14 protein-coding genes are annotated in these 16,925 nt (G+C 72.3%); 7 read left to right on the top strand and 7 right to left on the bottom strand.

From position 1 onward, the window contains the following. Window positions 1-62: 62 nt before the first annotated feature. The 3 genes from ACFYWX_RS42060 to ACFYWX_RS42050 are packed head-to-tail and all read right to left on the bottom strand — an operon-like array spanning window position 63 to window position 4,083. Window positions 63-716: an ATP-binding cassette domain-containing protein gene (locus ACFYWX_RS42060; RefSeq protein ID WP_389430518.1), complete on the bottom strand. Its 654-nt coding sequence runs from the start codon at window positions 714-716 to the stop codon at window positions 63-65. Beyond that, entirely contained in the window at window positions 713-3,607 is a 2,895-nt protein-coding gene (locus ACFYWX_RS42055; RefSeq protein ID WP_389430517.1) for an ATP-binding cassette domain-containing protein, read from the bottom strand. Before ACFYWX_RS42055 ends, ACFYWX_RS42060 begins: the two co-directional genes overlap by 4 nt. Then, the gene (locus ACFYWX_RS42050; protein WP_389430516.1) at window positions 3,607-4,083 is read right to left on the bottom strand and encodes a hypothetical protein; all 477 of its coding nucleotides are present in this window, start codon (window positions 4,081-4,083) and stop codon (window positions 3,607-3,609) included. Before ACFYWX_RS42050 ends, ACFYWX_RS42055 begins: the two co-directional genes overlap by 1 nt. A gap of 143 nt (window positions 4,084-4,226) precedes the next feature. On the opposite strand from ACFYWX_RS42050, the gene ACFYWX_RS42045 reads away from it, so the two are divergent. The 4 genes from ACFYWX_RS42045 to ACFYWX_RS42030 all read left to right on the top strand — a co-directional run bounded on the left by ACFYWX_RS42045 (window position 4,227) and on the right by ACFYWX_RS42030 (window position 7,699). Beyond that, window positions 4,227-4,805 (top strand): hypothetical protein, encoded by a 579-nt coding sequence (locus tag ACFYWX_RS42045; protein ID WP_389430515.1) that lies wholly within the window; start codon window positions 4,227-4,229, stop codon window positions 4,803-4,805. After that, window positions 4,774-6,072: an ABC transporter substrate-binding protein gene (locus tag ACFYWX_RS42040; RefSeq protein ID WP_389430514.1), complete on the top strand. Its 1,299-nt coding sequence runs from the start codon at window positions 4,774-4,776 to the stop codon at window positions 6,070-6,072. The genes ACFYWX_RS42045 and ACFYWX_RS42040 overlap by 32 nt, the downstream gene beginning before the upstream one ends. A 14-nt stretch (window positions 6,073-6,086) precedes the next feature. After that, a complete protein-coding gene (locus ACFYWX_RS42035; RefSeq protein ID WP_389430565.1) occupies window positions 6,087-7,076 on the top strand; it encodes a helix-turn-helix transcriptional regulator in 990 nt (329 codons plus the stop codon). A gap of 407 nt (window positions 7,077-7,483) precedes the next feature. After that, window positions 7,484-7,699, top strand: a complete 216-nt coding sequence (locus ACFYWX_RS42030) for an I78 family peptidase inhibitor (protein WP_389430513.1) — start codon at window positions 7,484-7,486, stop codon at window positions 7,697-7,699. 97 nt (window positions 7,700-7,796) lie between these two features. Here ACFYWX_RS42030 and ACFYWX_RS42025 read toward each other — a convergent pair whose 3' ends face one another. Further along, the gene (locus ACFYWX_RS42025; RefSeq protein ID WP_389430512.1) at window positions 7,797-8,831 is read right to left on the bottom strand and encodes a phosphatase PAP2 family protein; all 1,035 of its coding nucleotides are present in this window, start codon (window positions 8,829-8,831) and stop codon (window positions 7,797-7,799) included. A gap of 238 nt (window positions 8,832-9,069) precedes the next feature. Next, window positions 9,070-10,257, bottom strand: coding sequence for a mannosyltransferase family protein (locus ACFYWX_RS42020; protein ID WP_389430511.1), 1,188 nt, complete (start codon window positions 10,255-10,257; stop codon window positions 9,070-9,072). Window positions 10,258-10,595: 338 nt separating this feature from the next. Here ACFYWX_RS42020 and ACFYWX_RS42015 point away from each other — a divergent pair, with 338 nt between their 5' ends. Both ACFYWX_RS42015 and ACFYWX_RS42010 read left to right on the top strand, forming a co-directional pair. After that, window positions 10,596-12,200 carry an MFS transporter gene (locus tag ACFYWX_RS42015; RefSeq protein WP_389430510.1) on the top strand — a complete coding sequence of 535 codons (1,605 nt, stop codon included), beginning with the start codon at window positions 10,596-10,598 and terminating at the stop codon, window positions 12,198-12,200. 151 nt (window positions 12,201-12,351) lie between these two features. Further along, window positions 12,352-13,542: an acyl-CoA dehydrogenase family protein gene (locus tag ACFYWX_RS42010; RefSeq protein ID WP_389430509.1), complete on the top strand. Its 1,191-nt coding sequence runs from the start codon at window positions 12,352-12,354 to the stop codon at window positions 13,540-13,542. 48 nt (window positions 13,543-13,590) lie between these two features. Here the strand turns inward: ACFYWX_RS42010 and ACFYWX_RS42005 are convergent, their stop codons facing one another. Then, on the bottom strand, window positions 13,591-14,031 hold the full coding sequence (locus ACFYWX_RS42005) for a cell division protein SepF (protein WP_389430508.1): 441 nt from the start codon (window positions 14,029-14,031) through the stop codon (window positions 13,591-13,593). 369 nt (window positions 14,032-14,400) lie between these two features. On the opposite strand from ACFYWX_RS42005, the gene ACFYWX_RS42000 reads away from it, so the two are divergent. Further along, window positions 14,401-15,615 (top strand): DUF5685 family protein, encoded by a 1,215-nt coding sequence (locus ACFYWX_RS42000; RefSeq protein ID WP_389430506.1) that lies wholly within the window; start codon window positions 14,401-14,403, stop codon window positions 15,613-15,615. A 26-nt stretch (window positions 15,616-15,641) separates the two neighbouring features. On the opposite strand, the gene ACFYWX_RS41995 is transcribed toward ACFYWX_RS42000, so the two are convergent. After that, on the bottom strand, window positions 15,642-16,592 hold the full coding sequence (locus tag ACFYWX_RS41995; RefSeq protein ID WP_389430505.1) for an ABC transporter substrate-binding protein: 951 nt from the start codon (window positions 16,590-16,592) through the stop codon (window positions 15,642-15,644). Between the last annotated feature and the right edge of the window lie 333 nt (window positions 16,593-16,925).

Raw genomic sequence — 16,925 nt, 5'->3', positions numbered from 1 at the left:
CCCGCCCGGTCGACAGGGCGGGGCCCCTCGCGTGTACGGCGTGGGCCGAGGGACCCAGCGCCTCACCCCAGCCCTTCCCGCCGCCTCCACTCGGCCGCCTCCCCGGCGAACACGACGGTTCCTCGGCGCAGTTCGTACACCGACGCCGGCCGGCCACGCAGGGCGGGCGGGAGCCGTTGCTCGGCGACGACCACGCACACGTCGAGGGAGCCCAGTAGCTCGTACGTGCGGGCCGCGACGGCGGGCGACATGCCCTGGGCGGGCTCGTCGACGAGCACCACGCGCGCGGGGGCCAGCAGGGCGCGGGAGAGGGCGAGCATGCGCTGCTCTCCGCCGGAGAGGGTGCCGGCGCGGCGCGGGAGCAGCGGCTCCAACTGCGGGTAGGCGGCGAGGGCGGGCTCGTGGGCGGGGGCGGCCAGGTCGAGGTTCTCGCGGACGGTGAGGGAGCCGAACACGGCCCGCCGCTCGGGGACCAGGCACAGTCCGCGCCGCGCCCGCTCGAACGCGGGCATCCGGGTCACGTCCGCGCCGTCCCACACCACCGCCCCGCCGGACAGCGGGGCGGTCCCGGCCAGCGCGCGCAGCACGGTCGTACGGCCGGAGCCGTTGCGGCCCAGCAGCACGGTGAGGCCCCGGCCGGGTGCGGCGAGGGTGACGCCGTGCAGGGCCTCCAGGGGGCCGTAGCGCACGCGCGCGTGGCGCAGGGAGAGGGTCATGCCGTCTCCTGCGCGCGGACGGTGTCGAGGACGTGGGCGGGGGGCCCGGAGAGCACGATGCGGCCCGCTGTCATCACGTGGACGACGTCGGCGAGGTCGGTGACCAGGTCCAGGTCGTGCTCGACGACGAGCAGGGCGGTTCCCTCGGCGGCCAGGGCACGAAGCACGCGGGCCAGCGCGGTCACCTCGGCGGTGTCGAGGCCGGCGGCGGGCTCGTCGAGCAGCAGCACGGTCGGGTCGCCCGCGACGGCCCGGGCCAGCTCGACGCGGCGCAGGGTGCCGGTCGGCAGCCCGGCGGCGGGCAGGGCGCGGGCCGGTCCGTCGAGCCCGAACAGCCCCAGCGCCCGGTCCACGGCGTCCGGGTCCACGATCCGCCCCTGCTCGGCGCCGACGCGGACGTTCTCGGCCACGGTCAGCGACGGGAACACGGCCAGCTGCTGGAAGGTCCGCGCGATCCCGAGCCGGGTCCGCGCGTGTGCGGGCAGCCTGGTGATGTCCCGTCCGCCCAGGAGCACCTGCCCGCGCGCGGGGTGCAGTGTCCCGGCCAGGCAGTGGAACAGCGTGCTCTTCCCGGCCCCGTTCGGCCCGACCACCGCGGTGACCTGCCCCGGGCGCACGTCGAGATCCACCCCGTCGAGAGCGGTGAAGCCGCCGTACCGTGCGCGGAGGCGGCGGGCGACCAGGAGGGGGGACCCCGGGGGCCGGGGCCGGGGCCGGGGGCGGGGCCGGGGGCGGGGGTGCGGACGCGGGCCGGTGGGCGCGGCGGGGGCGGGCCAGGAGGAGGGGGCGGTGCCGCCGGAGGAAGGAGGCCGACGAGCACCTTCCCCGGCCCGGCCCGCCGCGCCTCGGCCCGTCCCGGGAGTCACCCGTGGGCCTTCCGGGGCGCCGATGCTCGGCGGCGGGCTCGGCGGCGGGCTCGGCGGCCGGCCTGCTGAGGGCCGTGCCCCCGTCGGGGCGCCCACCGGCGGTCGGCCCGTCGCAGGCCCCGCCCCTGCTGTCGCCTCCGTCGGGCCGGCGCCGTGCCCATGGTTTCGCTCCGGCGGGCGCAGCCTTCCACGGAGCCGGGCCCCCAGCGGGGTGAGTGCCGACGGCCGTCGCGCGCGCAGCCTTTGCGTTGTCGTGCGCAGAGCCTCGTACGGCCCCCCGGGGAAGCGGCCCACCAGCACGGCCAGGACGCCGATCAGCGCTGCCGCGACACCGCCGCGCGCGCCCGCGTCGAGGCCCACCAGCAGGGCGGCCGCGGCGAGGGCGCCCAGGGTGTTGTCGGCGCCCAGGACCACCACCGCGGCGAACCAGAGCAGGCCGCGGACGGGGTCGTACGCGGCGGGGTCGAAGGCGCGCAGGCCCATGCCGAGCATGCCGCCGCCGAGGGCGGCCAGGGCGGCGCCCGCGACGAAGGCGAGCAGCTTGAGGGAGGGGACGCGGACGCCCGCCGCCGACGCCCCCGACTCGTGGTCCCGCATGGCCGCCAGGGCCCGGCCGGTACGGCCCCGGCGCAGCGCGTGCGTCGCCAGCAGCGCGGCCACGAGGAAGCTGAGCTCCAGGACGTAGTAGGCGCGGTCCCCGTCGAAGCCGGCCGGGCGGCCCAGGGAGAGGCCGTGCGTGGCGTACGGCTGGGCGAAGACGAACCGGCTCACCGCGACGCCGACCGCGAAGGTCGCCAGCGCGAGCGCCAGGCCCCGGCGACCGATCGCGGGCCAGCCGGTCAACAGGCCCAGCGGAGCCACCAGGGCCACCGCCACCGCCAGCGCGGCCAGCTCCGGCAGGCGGGGCAGACCGGGGAAGCGGCCCGCCGCCAGCAGCGCCGTGAAAAGGGCGCCCAGGCCGGCGTACGCCGCCTGCCCCAGCGAGATCTGACCGCCGCGGCCGGTGACGACCACCAGGGACAGCAGGATCACGCCCAGCGCCGGCACCTGCACCGACGTGTGCAGGTCCGCGCCCGCGAAGCCCAGCGGGAGGAGGAAGAGCACGACGACCACGATCCAGGCGCCCGGCGGGGTCGGCACGCGCGCGGTGGCCGTGCTCGGCAGCGCGTCGCGCGTGCCGATGCCCGGCAGGACGAGGGCCGCGACCAGCAGGGCCACCACGAAGAGGTTCGCGCCGACCGCCTGGAGCAGCGGTTCGCCCCAGCCGGAGGGGTGCAGCCGCGTCAGCTGGCTCTGTGCCACCCCGATGCCCAGCGCCGCGACCACCGCGACCGGCAGGCTCCGCATCCGCGCGGCCACCGCGACCGCGACCACTTCCATGACGAGCAGCGGCAGCCCGTACGGGTCCAGGCGCACGTACGGAGCCAGCAGCACGCCCGTGAGCCCCGCCGTGAACGAGCCGAACGCCCAGCCCGCCGCGGCCACCCGGTCCGCGTCGATCCCGCCTAGCACGGCCAGCTCCCGGTCGTCGACGACGGCCCGCAGCTCCCGCCCGAACCGTGTCCACCGGATCACCGCCCCCACACCGGCCGCCAGCACGAACACCACCGCCAGCTGCCCCCACGGGTCCGCCGACATCAGCTCCGGCGCGTCGTTGCGGGCCCCCTGCCCCCACACCAGCGCCGCCCCGCCCACCAGCAGTACGAACACCCCGAGGGAGGCCACCAGCGTCTGCGCCGGATCACCGCCCATGACCGCCGTCGGACGGAAGACGAACCGTTCCAGCAGCACCCCGATGCCCGGCGCCAGGACCAGCAGCGTCACGGCCGCCCCGAGCCACAGCGGCCAGCCCCACTCGACCACGCAACTCCGCAGCACGTACGCGCACACCATCGCGATCGCCCCGTGCGCGAAGTTCAGCACACCGGTCGCGCGGTACGTCACGACCAGGCCGATCCCGGTGAGCGCGGCGGCGGCGCCCACCGAGAGGCCGGCGAGCGTGAGGTCGTACGTCAGCGAGGACATCAGTCGTCCGCGGAGTCCGGCTCGCAGATCGGGCACGGGTCGAGGTCACCGGTCGCCAGCAGCCTGCCGTCCACCGGCACCGCCTCAGGCTTCCCCGCCACCAGCGGGCAGTCCGCGCGGTGCCACAGCGTGCCGCCCGGCACCATCCGCAGCTCCCCGCTGACCGCGACGGGCGCGGCCGCCGCCTGCCCGGACCCGTCCGCGTCGGCGGGTTCGGCGGCCACCAGCAGGCCGTGCAGCTCCTCCACGCGGGCGGCGGCGAGAGCGCCCCTTCCCTGGGTGAGCAGGACGGCCCCGGCGATGATCAGCGCGGCGCCGGGGACCGTGCAGGAGGCGAGATAGGGCAGCTGCCGTGCGGCGTAGCGCTCGCCGGAGACGCCGTACCAGCCGATGACGCACAGCACCGCGCCGGCCGCGAGCGCGGCCCAGCCGGCCCAGAGGACGGGGTGCACGGTCCGCAGTCGGGCTGTCCGCATCGTTGGCATCGTTGGCTCCCACACGTCGTGTGCTGCGCATGTGCCTGTCCATGCCGGCCAATGGCTTGCACTATGCCTTCTGGAAGCTGACCCTGAAAGCACCGGGCGCTCATCGCCCGGACCGACACCCGGTGGTGAGCCAGATGGTTCTCGGGAGCGACCTCAGGCGGGGGAACGCGCGGCGGGGGAGCGGTCCGGCAGCGGGACGGGGCACGGCAGCGGGACGGGGCACGGCACTGGCGGCCGCCCTGGTTCTCGTCCTCGGCCCGGCCCTGGCGGCCTGCAGCGACGACAACGGCGGCGGCAGCGAAAGCACACCCACCAGGACGTCGAACGCGCCGACGGCCACCGCGCCGGCCGATCCGGCGGCGGCCGAGCAGGAGATCACGCAGAACTGGGAGAAGTTCTTCGACCCCAAGACTTCGCTGGAGGAGAAGCAGGCCCTCCTGGAACACGGCGACCGGATGGGGCCGGTCCTCCAGGCGTTCAGCGGCGACGAGCGTGGCGGGCAGGTCCGGGCGAACGTCGAGAACGTCGAGTTCACCAGGGCGACCGAGGCGAACGTGACGTACACGCTGCTGCTGAAGGGCGCCACCGCCCTGCCGAACGCCTCCGGGACGTCCGTCGAGGAGGACGGCACCTGGAAGGTGTCCGTCAGGGTGCTGTGCGCGCTGATCCAGATGAGCGGCGATGCCTCGCAGTCGCCGGTACCGGGCTGCTGAGACGGCGGTCGCGGCGCTGCTGCTCGTCCTGGGCACCGCCTGCGGCAGCCGCCTGCCGGAGAGCGACTTCGAGGCCCCCACGCGCGGGCCCGCACAGCACACGCCGACCGCGCAGGCCGTCCGGGTCGGCATCGTCACCAGCGCCACCAGCCCGGTCGGCGGCGCCGCCTTCACCGGACCCCGCGACGGCGCCGAGGCCTGGTTCGACCGTCTCAACGCGCGCGGGGGCATCGACGGCCACCGCGTCGAGGTGCGGCTGTGCGACGACGGCGGCAGCGGCGTCGGCAACAACACCTGTGTGCACCGGCTGATCGACGAGGACAAGGTCGTCGCCCTGGTCGCCACCACGGCCCTCGACTACGCGGGCGCCCGCCGCGTCTCCCACGCGCGCGTGCCCGACATCGGCGGCCAGCCCATCGGCGCCGCCTACGACACCTACCCGCACCTCTACGGCATCTACGGCAGCCTCGCGCCCCGCGACGGCACCCCCGGCTGGGGCGGCAAGCTGTACGGCGGCACCGAGGTCTACCGCTACTTCAAGCGCGAGCACGGGGCCCGCACGGCCGCCGTCGTCTCCTACAACCAGTCCGCCTCCGCCTCCTACGCCCGGCTCGTCGAGCGGGGCCTGAAAGCCGAGGGCTACGAGGTGGTCACCGAGCAGGTCGACTTCGCCCTGCCCAACTTCCGCGCGGTCGCCGCCGACCTGAAGGAGCGGGGCGCCGACCTCGTGCTCGACGCCCTCGACACGCACGGCAACGCGCGGTTGTGCGAGGCGATGGACGACGTCGGCGTCGACGTCATCGCCAAGGTGACGAACGTGCAGAACTGGACGTCCACCGTCCCCGAGGACTACAAGGACTCCCCGCGCTGCCGCAACGCCCTGTGGGCCACGGCAGCCAGCCGTGACTACGAGGACACGTCCCACCCCGCCGTACGGGAGTTCCGGGACGCCACCGAGGGCCTGAAGACGCACTCCCAGTGGCAGCTGGAGGGGTGGGCGGCGGCGAAGTGGTTCACCGACGCGGCGAAGTCCTGTGCGCACGCGGGCATCACCCGCGCGTGTGTCGACGCCTTCATGAACCGGAGCGAGGGTTTCACGGCCGACGGACTGCTGATCCCCGTGCGGTTCGAGCGGCTCGCCGAGCCGCCGGAGAGCCGTAGGACGTGTCTGTCGGTGGCGCGTTGGCGGGACGGCGAGGGATGGGTCTCGCAGGGGGACATGAACCGCACCTGTTTCGAGGTGCCGCAACTTCCGTACGAGCCGTGAGACAGACTTCGACCATGCTGGAGACCTCCGCCCGACTGCTGCGCCTGCTCTCCCTGCTCCAGGCCCACCGCGAGTGGTCCGGCGCGGAACTCGCCGACCGGCTCGGCGTCACCGCGCGCACGGTACGCCGGGACGTGGACCGGCTGCGCGAGCTGGGCTACCCCGTCAACGCCAGCCCCGGCACGGGCGGCGGCTACCAACTGGGCGCGGGGGCGGAGCTGCCGCCGCTGCTCCTCGACGACGACGAGGCGGTCGCGGTGGCCGTCGGGCTGCGCACGGCCGCCGGCCATGGCATCGACGGCATCGGCGAGACCTCCGTACGCGCGCTGGCCAAGCTGGAGCAGGTGCTGCCGAGCCGGCTGCGCCGTCGCGTGGGCGCCCTGAACGCCTTCACCGTGCCCATGCTGCGCGGCCCCCAGCCCTCCGCCGTCGACCCGGCCGTCCTGACCGAGCTCGCCAACCTCTGCCGGGACGCCGAGCGGCTGCGCTTCGAATACCGCGGACACGACGGTGCCCTCACCCGCCGCGCCGTCGAACCGCACCGCCTGGTGTGCACCGAGCGCCGCTGGTACCTGGTCGCCTGGGACCTCGACCGTGACGACTGGCGTACGTTCCGCGTCGACCGCATCAGGCCCAGGCCGCCGCACGGGCCGCGCTTCGTCCCGCGCGAGCCGCCCGCCGAGGACCTCGCCGCGTACGTCTCCCAGGGCGTCTCCACGCGCGCGTACGCCTCGCACGCGGTCATCCGGCTGCTGGTTCCCGTCGAGGAGGCCGCCGAGCGCGTCTCCCCGTCCGCCGGGACGCTGGAGGCGGACGGCGAGAACGCCTGCGTCCTGCGCACCGGGGCCGCGAGCCTCGAGGTGATGGTGATCCACGTGATGATGATGGGCTTCGAGTTCGAGGTGCTGGAGCCCGTCGAACTGGTCGAGGTGATCAGGACGGCTCGTGACCGGCTCGATGCCGCCTTGGCCCGGGCTGCGGAGCCTGACCCGCGCCCGTCGTGAACATGTGGTGTGCCCACACCAGGGGGTCGTCCGGCCGTCTGTACGGTCTCCGCGAGCTCCCGCCATGATGCGCGCGCGTCGCACGATCCGACACGGGACGTACGGAGATTCTGTGTCGGATGCGTGTATTTCCTATGCTGCGTCAGCTCTGACGATCAGGCGTGGAAAGGGAATGGAACGGGGTCCGGGGACGGTTCTCCGGGAACTCTCCGCCCGGTTATTCGGTGAGCCGTCACAACGCGCGGGAATTACGTTCGAAAGCGCGCGAAAGGCGTATGGAACCGCTCGTACGTGTGACGGAGTCGGGCCAAAACGCGCGTCGTGGTCCTGTGACAGAAGTGTGACCGGAGTGATCCAGAACGCATGCCCGACTTCCCCGGTCGGCGGCCACGGCCTAGCGTGGCCGCATGGCACCGATTCCCACTCCACCAGCTGAGCCCCAGGACAATCCGGACGGGTACGTCGGCCTCGAGGCCGCGCGGGCCGAGCAACTCGCGCGGGAGCGGGGGTGGTCGACGGTGCGTGCCCTGCCGCCGGGGGCGATCATCACCATGGAGTACCGCGTGGGACGGCTGAACTTCGAGGTGAAGGACGGCCGCGTGGCGCGGGCCTGGAAGGGCTGAGACATCTGACGCGAAGGCCCCGGCTGCTGTTTCCAGGAGCCGGGGCCTCGTGGTGCGGGGTGGGCTGTGCGTACCGGCCCCGCTGTCGTGGGGGCGGTCAGCCGCCCGTGAGGGGGCGGGCCGCCGAGGCGGCCGTACCGCGCGGGAGGCGGTCCGGGTGCGGTGGCCGCCGGCTGCCGACCGGGGTGACCGGCGCGCGCTCCGAACGCATGCCGTGCGGGCCCGGGGCGAGGTAGATCGGTGCCCGGGGCGAGCGGGCCGCGGTGGTCGTGTCGCGGGCCGCCGGAGCCTCCTGGTCGGCCGCGGCGCGCGGCTTGAGCAGTATCGGAGCGGTGACCGGAGTGGCGGGCACGGGCAGTGGCGCGGTACCGGCCCGGCGGGCACGCCGACGGTCGCGCAGGTCGAGGATCGCGATCTCGGCGCGGGCGATCAGCGGCTCGCACCACGGCAGTGCCAGCATGATCAGCAGCCCGGCGGTCCAGCCCAGCAGGACATCGCTGAGCCAGTGCGTACCGAGGTAGACGGTGGCCATCCCCACGCCGAGCGAGGTCACCGCGGACACTGCGGACAGCCAGCGGCGCGCTCTTGGGGTGGAGGCCAGATAGGCCAGAATGCCCCAGGTCACCACGGCGTTGGCGGTGTGGCCGCTGGGAAATATATCGCCGCCCAGGCCCATCTCGTTGGCACCGATGCTGGTCGCGTAGTGCGGGCCGAGACGGCCCATGCCGATCTTGGCGGCGCCGACCGTGATGTTGAGCAGCAGCAGCGACGCGGCCAGGGTCAGCAGCGGGCGCAGCGTGTGCTGCCGCCAGGAGCGCCAGCCCAGCCAGGCGGCGACCATCACGGCGGTCGGGCCGCGCTGGCCGAGCACCACGTAGTAGTCGACGAACCAGTGGATCCCGGACCACTGCTGGTACGGCCGGAAGAACATGACCTGCCAGTCGAGACGGACCAGCCACGAGGTGATGACCACGAGCCACACGATCGCCACGTAGAAGGACAGAGTCCCGGCGAACAGCGCGACCCGGTGCCGGCTCATCCTGGGCATGTCGATGTGGGCCGGTCGTTCCGGCTCACGGTCCAGTCTCGCGAACACCCGGTCCAGACGGGTGAGGATTCGTTCGGTACGCACCCAATCGACGTTACAGCGAGTGAGCTCAGTTCCCGGGCGAATCCGCGGGTTTGTGATGACGATGTGATGTGGGATTGCTCTCAGCGGGGGGTTCAATTCCGAGGAATCCGCAATGCCGAAACGCTGTTCCCTTCAATTCCTTTGATCATTCTGTGACAGTAGTTTTGGCTACCTTATAAATTCGTTCACCAAATCATGGGCCGGTATTCTCCGGGCGATCACGAACGATCACAAGTGATCATGGAGGACCGGAACCGTTCAGCCACAGCGCCCCGTACACCGCCGACGCCACCGCGACCGGACCCAGTACCAGTGCTGACCTGGGTGTACGCAGCCGGGACAGGGCGAGGGCGAGGGGCAGCAGCAGGGGGAAGGCGGGCAGCAGCAGGCGCGGTTTCGAGCCGAAGTAGCTCGACGCGCACAGGGCGAGCGCGGTGACGACACCCGCGTACACGAGCAGCGGGAGCGGCTGGCGCTGCCGGACACAGACGACGTACAGCCACACGACCAGAGCGACGCCGACGATCAGCCCCAGGCCGGCGAGGGCCCCCGGGAGCGACGTGAACTTGTCGGCGACGAAGCGGGCGAAGGCGTACCCCCCGTCGAAGCCGTTGCGCCAGCCCGCCTGGACGTCGATATAGCCGAGCGGGCCCCGGCCGGTGCGGTGGCCGACCCACAGGACGTATCCGGCGGTGCCGAGGGGGGCGAGGAGGAGGCCGAGGGCGATCCGCCGGAGGGCGGGGGAGTGTTCTTCTTCAGGCGCGCCGGACGTGGGCGCCGAGCTGCGATTCCGCACGAACGAGATGATCCCCGCCGCCCATGTCGCCGCGACCACGGCAAGCCCCACCGGCCGCGTCAGCCCGCACAGCGACGCCAGCAGGCCCGCGGTCACCCAGCGACCGGTGAGGACGGCGTACAGCGCCCAGGCCGCGAGGGCCGTGAACAACGACTCGCTGTACGCCATCGACTGCACGATCCCGACCGGCAGCACGGCCCACAGCAGCACCGCGCACACCCCGGCCCGGCGCCCGTACACGTGATCGGCGACCGCGAAGATCCCCCAGGCCGCGGCGAGCGAGGCGAGCAGGCTGACGACGAAGCCCCCGTCGGCGTACGACAGCGGGGTCACCGCGTGCACCAGCCGCTCCAGCCAGGGCAGCAGCGGGAAAAAAGCGAGGTTGGAGTGCACGTCGCCGTTGGCCAGGCGTACCTCGTAGCCGTACCCCAGCTCGGCGACCCGCGTGTACCAGAGGGCATCCCAGCGGGCCGTCAACAGCGTGTACGCGCTCTTGTCGCGCCCGGCGCTCCACAGGGCCAGCGCGAGCAGCCCCACGGCCCGCACGGCCGCGTACCCGAGGAGCGCCGGGGCCGCCCGGCGCAGGGCCCCGGCGGTCGGCGGCGCCACGCGCGTCACAAGATCGGTCACGGGCTCGATTATCGACCTGGCCGGAAACCGGACGGTACGCCGGGCCGCGACGGCCCCGGGAACAGTCGGTCGAGCAGGAGCGGATCAGCAGGTGGAGGAGGGATGGAGGGGCGACGGAGGAGCGGCGGAGGGGTGGCGAAGGAGTGGCGTACACCACACAGGATCCGCCAAAGTCTGAGAGGTCCGCCACGTGGCCCCGCGACGGACTCGCGTACGCTGACGTGTCACTCGCCGTTCGTTGCGCGGGCCGGAGACCACCGCTTCTCTCCGGCCGAGTCACGGGGAACCCCCCACCCCGTGAGCCCGCCGAACGCGAGAAACACCTGGGAGGTACGTACATGTCCGGGACGACCACGGCTGCCGCTGCGCTGCGCCGTCGGGCGGCCGGGGCCGGTGCCAACCGCTGGGTCGTACTCGTCGTCCTCTGCGTGAGCCTGCTCCTGGTCGCCGTCGACGCGACGGTGCTGCACGTGGCGGTGCCCGCCGTCACCGAGGACCTCAGGCCCGGCGCGATAGAGCTGCTCTGGATCGTCGACACCTACCCGCTCGTCTGCGCCTCGCTGCTGATCCTGTTCGGCACGCTCGGCGACAAGGTGGGCCGCAGAAGGATCCTGCTGCTCGGCTACGCCCTGTTCGGCGTCGCTTCCGCGCTGGCGGCCTTCGCGCCGGACGCCCAGACCCTGATCGCGGCCCGGGCGCTGCTCGGTGTGGGCGGCGCGATGATCATGCCCGCGACGCTGTCGATCCTGCGGCAGGTCTTTCCCGACCGGCGCGAGCGGGCGCTCGCGATCGGTATCTGGAGCGCGGTGGCCGCGGTCGGCGCGGCGGTCGGGCCGTTGCTGGGCGGCTTCCTGCTGGAGCACTTCTGGTGGGGGTCGGTCTTCCTCGTCAACATCCCGCTGATGCTGGTCAGCCTGCCGGTGGGTCGCCTGCTGCTGCCCGAGTCGACGGGTGACGGGCGGGGGCCCTGGGACGTCGTCGGCGCGCTGATGGCGGCGATCGGGCTCTTCGGCCTGGTGCTGGGTGTGAAGCGGCTCGGCGGCGGGGAGCCGGCGGGCAGCGTGTTCACCGTGCTGCCGCTTATGGTGGGCGCGACCCTGATCGTTCTCTTCGTACGGCGTCAGCGGCGCCGGAGGTATCCGCTGGTGGACCTGCGGATGTTCGCGCGGCCGGCGTTCAGTACGTCGGTGGGCTGCATCGTGCTGGCGATGCTGGCGCTGGTGGGCCTGGAGCTGATCGCGGCGCAGTACCTCCAGCTGGTGCTGGGGCTGTCGCCGCTGGAGACCGGGCTGCGGTTGCTGCCGCTGACCTTCGCTGCGATGGCGGCGGGGCTGGCCGGGGCGCGGATGCTGCGGCGCTTCGGGCCACGGCGGATGGTGTGCGCGGGGTTCTGTCTCACCGCGGTCGCGGTGCTGCTGCTGACCGCGATGGGCGGGTCGGACAACGCCGGGCTGCTGTTGGCCGGGTTCGTGCTGCTCGGGTTCGGGCTCGAGACGACGCTGTTCGGGGCGTACGAGTCGATGCTGAGTGAGTCGCCGCCGGAGCAGGCGGGTGGGGCCGCGGCGATCGGGGAGACGTCGTACCAGCTCGGGGCCGGGATCGGCATCGCGCTGCTCGGCACGGTGATGAACGCGGCGTACGCGCCCGGGCTGTCGTCCGTGCCGGGGGTTCCGGAGTCGGCGTCGCGGGCGGCCGGGCATTCGCTGGGCGAGGCGTATGAGGTGGCCGGGCAGTTGGGCGGCTCGGCCGGGGAGGCCCTGCGCCGGACGGCTCGGGAGTGCTTTGTGCACGGGCTGCATGTGACGTTGCTCGTGAGTGCGGGGTTGTTGCTGCTGGGCGCGGTGATGGCGTTGCGGTTGCCGCGGGCCATGCAGTGCGAGTCCTCTGCGGCTGTGGAGGTGCCTGCGCCGCGGGAGGTCGCGGAGTCCCGCGTCTCGGCGTGAGGCTCGGTTTCCCACCCATGCACCGCCCGTGACTCTCGGATGAGAGGCGGACGTCTCCCGTGGGCTTCTCGCCGTCGGCGGCTTACTCGGGCATCATGACTACTCCGACATTGTGACTAGCAGTGCTAGTTTTCTCGTCTCGGAGGGTTCCATGGCCGCGTCCTCAAAACTGCCCCCGTTCGATCCTGCCGACCCCCTCGGTGTCGACGACCTTCTGGAGCCCGAGGACCTGGCGATTCGGGAGACCGTGCGCGCTTGGGCGGCTGACAGAGTGCTGCCGTATGTCGCCGAGTGGTACGAGACGGGGGAATTGCCCGGCATCAGGGAGCTGGCGCGAGAGCTCGGGAGCATCGGGGCGCTCGGTATGTCGCTCGAGGGGTACGGGTGCGCCGGGGCCTCCGCCGTGCAGTACGGGCTCGCCTGTCTGGAGCTGGAGGCGGCCGACTCGGGGATCCGGTCGCTGGTCTCCGTGCAGGGGTCGCTCGCGATGTACGCGATTCACCGGTTCGGGAGCGAGGAGCAGAAGCAGGCCTGGCTGCCGGGGATGGCCGCAGGTGAGGTCATCGGGTGCTTCGGGCTGACCGAGCCCGACCACGGGTCCGACCCGGCGTCGATGCGGACGTACGCCAAGCGGGACGGGTCCGACTGGGTCCTGGGCGGGCGCAAGATGTGGATCACCAACGGCTCCGTCGCCGGGGTGGCCGTCGTGTGGGCGCAGACCGAGGAGGGGATCCGCGGGTTCGTCGTGCCGACCGACACTGCCGGCTTCTCCGCGCCGCTGATCAAGCACAAGTGGTCGCTGCGCGCCTCCGTCACCAGTGAGCTCGTCCTCGACGAGGTGCGGCTGCCCGCGGACGCGGTCCTCCCGGACGTCGTCGGTCTGCGCGGCCCGCTCAGCTGTCTCTCGCACGCCCGCTACGGCATCGTCTGGGGCGCCATGGGCGCGGCCCGGGCCTGTTTCGAGACCGCCGTGGAGTACGCGACGTCACGGGAGCAGTTCGGGCGGCCCATCGGTGGCTTCCAGCTCACCCAGGCCAAACTCGCCGACATGGCGGTCGAACTGCACAAGGGGATTCTGCTCGCCCATCACCTGGGGCGGCGCATGGACGCCGGCCGCCTGCGTCCCGAGCAGGTCAGCTTCGGCAAGCTCAACAACGTGCGCGAGGCCATCGAGATCTGCCGTACGGCACGGACGATCCTCGGTGCCAACGGGATCTCCCTCGAATACCCCGTCATGCGGCACGCGACCAACCTCGAGTCGGTCCTCACCTATGAGGGCACCGTCGAGATGCACCAGCTCGTGCTGGGCAAGGCGCTCACCGGGCTCGACGCCTTCCGCTGACCCCGGGACACGACCCCGGAGGTGGCAGGGCCGGTGAGCGGCCCTGCCTCAGCTCTGGTTGAAGAAACCGTCGGCCCGGTGCGGGGCCGCCTCTCCGTTGACGATCTCCGTGTCGGCGGGGGTCAGGAGGAACACCCGGGTGGACACGCGCTCGATCGAGCCGCGCAGTCCGAAGATCAGCCCGGCCGCGAAGTCGACGACGCGCTTCGCGTCGCCCGCGTCCATGGCCGTGAGGTTCATGATGACGGGAACGCCCTCGCGGAACATCTCGCCAATCGCACGAGCGTCCCGGAAGCTGTCCGGGGTGACCGTGCCGATCCGACGGCCCTTTTCCTCGGCCGTGTCCGTGGCGACCTTCACCCGGGGGTCGGTGACCCAGGCGGCGTCGCCGGAGTCGGTCCCCTCGGAGTAGTCGTCGTCGTAGTAACGCTCGTCATCGTTGTCGTCGACGAGGCCAAGCCAGGCACTCGCCTTGCGCACCGATCCCATGGACGCCTCCTCTCACAGCGGTCTTTCTTGCTTTCCGCATCCCTATGGTCATCCATGATGCGGACGGCGCGCCAAGTGGATAGACGCCGCGCGGGGGGTTTGTGACGGTACTGGTGCACAGGCGATCCGTCGAGAGTCCGTATGCCCCAAGGCTCCCGTCGTACGCGGCTGCTGACTGTGAGTGAAATATGATTTCTCATGGCGTACGAGTGACGGGCGGTGCGTACGGGTGAACGGGGCGACCCGTCCGGCACGACAAGTGGTCGATACGATGCCGGTCCAACGTCGTACGAACCACGGGGGATCGTCGTGTTCGGAATGGTCAGGCCCTGCAGCCACCGCCTGGGAGAAGGGCTCAAGGCCCAGTGGATGGCGCATTTGTGCGGCCTGTGTCTCGCCCTCCGCTCCGACCACGGGCAGCTCGCCCGGGTCGTGACCAACTACGACGGGTTGCTGATATCCGTTTTGACGGAGGCTCAGGCCGACCGCACCGACGGTGACGGTGGGTGGCGGCGTACGGCCGGACCGTGTGCGTTGCGCGGGATGCGTACCGCGTCCGTCGCACACGGGGAGGGGGCGCGGCTCGCGGCGGCCGTCTCCCTGGTGCTCGCCTCCGCCAAGGTGCGTGACCATGTCGCCGACGGCGACGGGCTGCTGGCGCGCCGGCCGGTCGCGGTCGCCGCCCGACGGGTCGCCACGAGCTGGGGGCGCGCGGGCGCCCGCAGCGGGTCCGCCGTCGGGTTCGACACCGCGCTGCTCGTCGACGCCGTCGACCGGCAGATCGGCCTCGAGGCGCTCGCCGGTCCCGGGACGCCGATCCTGACCGTCACCGAACCGACCGAGACCGCGACCGCCGCGGCCTTCGCGCACACCGCCGTCCTCGCCGGACGCCCGCGCAACACCGAGCCGCTCGCCGAGGCCGGACGCCTCTTCGGACGGCTCGCACACCTCCTGGACGCCGTGGAGGACCAGGCGGCCGACGCCGCGTCGGGCGCGTGGAACCCGCTCACCGCGACCGGTACGTCGCTCGCCGAGGGCAGGCGGCTCGCCGACGACGCCCTGCACGGGATACGGCTCGCGCTGCGGGAGGTCGAATTCACTGACGCGAAGCTCGCGCACCTGCTGCTCGTGCACGAGCTGCGCCGCTCGGTGGACAGGGCCTTCGGCACGATCCCGGTGTGCGCCTCGCACGAGCCCGGCCCCTACGGACAGCCGCCGCAGCAGGGTCCCCACGGCTCGCCGCAGCAGGGCTCCTTCGGGCCGCCGCAGCAGCCGTACGCCGGCGGGGCCCCGTACGCGGGTGGCAACCCGTATGCGGGCGGCGGCCCCTATGGGGGCGGGGGCGGCTCCCACGACGGCGGCGGTGGGTCCGGCGGCTTCGGCGGCGGTCCGGCGCCGCAGCCGCCGAAGGGCCGGCGGGGCTTCTGGGCGGGCTGCGGGATGTTCTGGCTGCTGTGCTGCACCTGCAAACTGTGCTGCGCCGAGGAGTACGAGGGACCGTGGTCGCGGAAGAAGCGCGAGGGCTGCTGCCGCGACTGTGACTGCGACGGTTGCGACTGCTGCTGCCCCTGCGACGGCTGCTGACCGGACGTCAGGGAAGCCCCGGGGCCTTAGTTCTTCAGCTCGGGCGGCGAGATCTGCGACTTGTCGATCGCAGAGCCCGTCGTGCCCCACTTCTTCAGGATCTTCTGGTACGTCCCGTCCGCGATCAGCTTGTTCACCGCCGCCTGGAAGGCCGGTGCCAGCTTCGTGCCCTTCTTGAAGGCGAAGCCGACGTCCAGGCGGTGGTACTCGTTGAGGAACTTCAGGCCGGGCTGCTGGGCGACGGCGTAGCGCAGGCCGTTGATGGTGGACATGACGACGTCGCTGCGGCCCTGCTGGATCGAGGACCAGATGGCCCCCTGCTCGTTGTACGTCTGCACCTTGTACGCCTTCTTGCCGGCGTCCGTGCAGACGTGTTTGTTCTCCTCGAGCGTGGCCTCGAAGGTGGTGCCCGCGCCGGTCGCGACGTTCAGACCGCACAACTGCGTCAGGTCGGTGACCTTGGACAGCTTGCTGTCCTTGCGGGCGGCGAAGCCCTGGCCGTCGTTGATGTAGGTGACGAAGTCGATGGTCCTGCGGCGCTCGTCGGTGACGCCGAAGTTGCTGGCACCGAAGTCGTACTTGCCGCTGTCCAGGGCCGGCAGGATCGCCTCGAAACTGGCCTGCTCCGTCTTGAGCTTGACGCCGAGAACCTTGCCGACAGCCTTGGTGAAGTCGACGTCCTGGCCGGTGAGGGTCTTGCCGTCGTCGAGGTAGCTGGTGCCGGGCGGGGTGCCGCCGACGCTGACCGCGACCGTGAGCTCGGTGGTGCCGGCGGGCAGCAGCTTGGCGGCCGCCTCGTCCTTCTTGACGTCGGAGACGACGTCAGTGGTGGGAATCCCACCCGATGTGGCCGCGGCCTGTGCGGTGCCGCCGCCGGCCGCGTCGTCCGAGCCGGATCCGCAGGCGGTGAGGAGCAGGGTGGCCGAAGTAATCAGGGCAAAAGGCGCAAAAAGGGTACGCGAGGACGCACGAGGCATGATGTGCCGTCTCCTGGAGAGCGGAAGGCGAGAAGAGCGCTGAGTGAGGGGAGGGGTGCGCGTGTGAAGGCGAAGGGAAGAGCAGCAGGCGCCCGTGAAGAGGAACAGGGGCGTGCAGGGGGGTCAGCTCAGGCGGCTCAACAGGAAGAGGACCACACGCGACCGAAGTCGATGTGGGAGCGCGTGACCAGCCACTGCTGTGGATGCATGGGCCAAGTGGAACAGGTCCCCGGTTGTGCGTCAACCGACTTGAGACGTAACGCTCACAGTGTGGACACTCTTGACAGCGAGGGGAAATGCCGCCGTAGAGTCAATGAGCGGCCCTGCTGAGGG

The organism is Streptomyces sp. NPDC002888 (assembly GCF_042888465.1).
GTDB lineage: Bacteria > Actinomycetota > Actinomycetes > Streptomycetales > Streptomycetaceae > Streptomyces.
This window is presented reverse-complemented; position numbering and strand designations above follow the sequence as displayed.

Bases quoted from the DNA above. Each gene is read 5' to 3' on its own strand.
- ACFYWX_RS42060 (WP_389430518.1), bottom strand. From the start codon at position 716: ATGACCCTCTCCCTGCGCCACGCGCGCGTGCGCTACGGCCCCCTGGAG.
- ACFYWX_RS42055 (WP_389430517.1), bottom strand. From the start codon at position 3,607: ATGTCCTCGCTGACGTACGACCTCACGCTCGCCGGCCTCTCGGTGGGC.
- ACFYWX_RS42050 (WP_389430516.1), bottom strand. From the start codon at position 4,083: ATGCGGACAGCCCGACTGCGGACCGTGCACCCCGTCCTCTGGGCCGGC.
- ACFYWX_RS42045 (WP_389430515.1), top strand. From the start codon at position 4,227: ATGGTTCTCGGGAGCGACCTCAGGCGGGGGAACGCGCGGCGGGGGAGC.
- ACFYWX_RS42040 (WP_389430514.1), top strand. From the start codon at position 4,774: ATGCCTCGCAGTCGCCGGTACCGGGCTGCTGAGACGGCGGTCGCGGCG.
- ACFYWX_RS42035 (WP_389430565.1), top strand. From the start codon at position 6,087: ATGCTGGAGACCTCCGCCCGACTGCTGCGCCTGCTCTCCCTGCTCCAG.
- ACFYWX_RS42030 (WP_389430513.1), top strand. From the start codon at position 7,484: ATGGCACCGATTCCCACTCCACCAGCTGAGCCCCAGGACAATCCGGAC.
- ACFYWX_RS42015 (WP_389430510.1), top strand. From the start codon at position 10,596: ATGTCCGGGACGACCACGGCTGCCGCTGCGCTGCGCCGTCGGGCGGCC.
- ACFYWX_RS42010 (WP_389430509.1), top strand. From the start codon at position 12,352: ATGGCCGCGTCCTCAAAACTGCCCCCGTTCGATCCTGCCGACCCCCTC.
- ACFYWX_RS42005 (WP_389430508.1), bottom strand. From the start codon at position 14,031: ATGGGATCGGTGCGCAAGGCGAGTGCCTGGCTTGGCCTCGTCGACGAC.
- ACFYWX_RS42000 (WP_389430506.1), top strand. From the start codon at position 14,401: ATGGCGCATTTGTGCGGCCTGTGTCTCGCCCTCCGCTCCGACCACGGG.
- ACFYWX_RS41995 (WP_389430505.1), bottom strand. From the start codon at position 16,592: ATGCCTCGTGCGTCCTCGCGTACCCTTTTTGCGCCTTTTGCCCTGATT.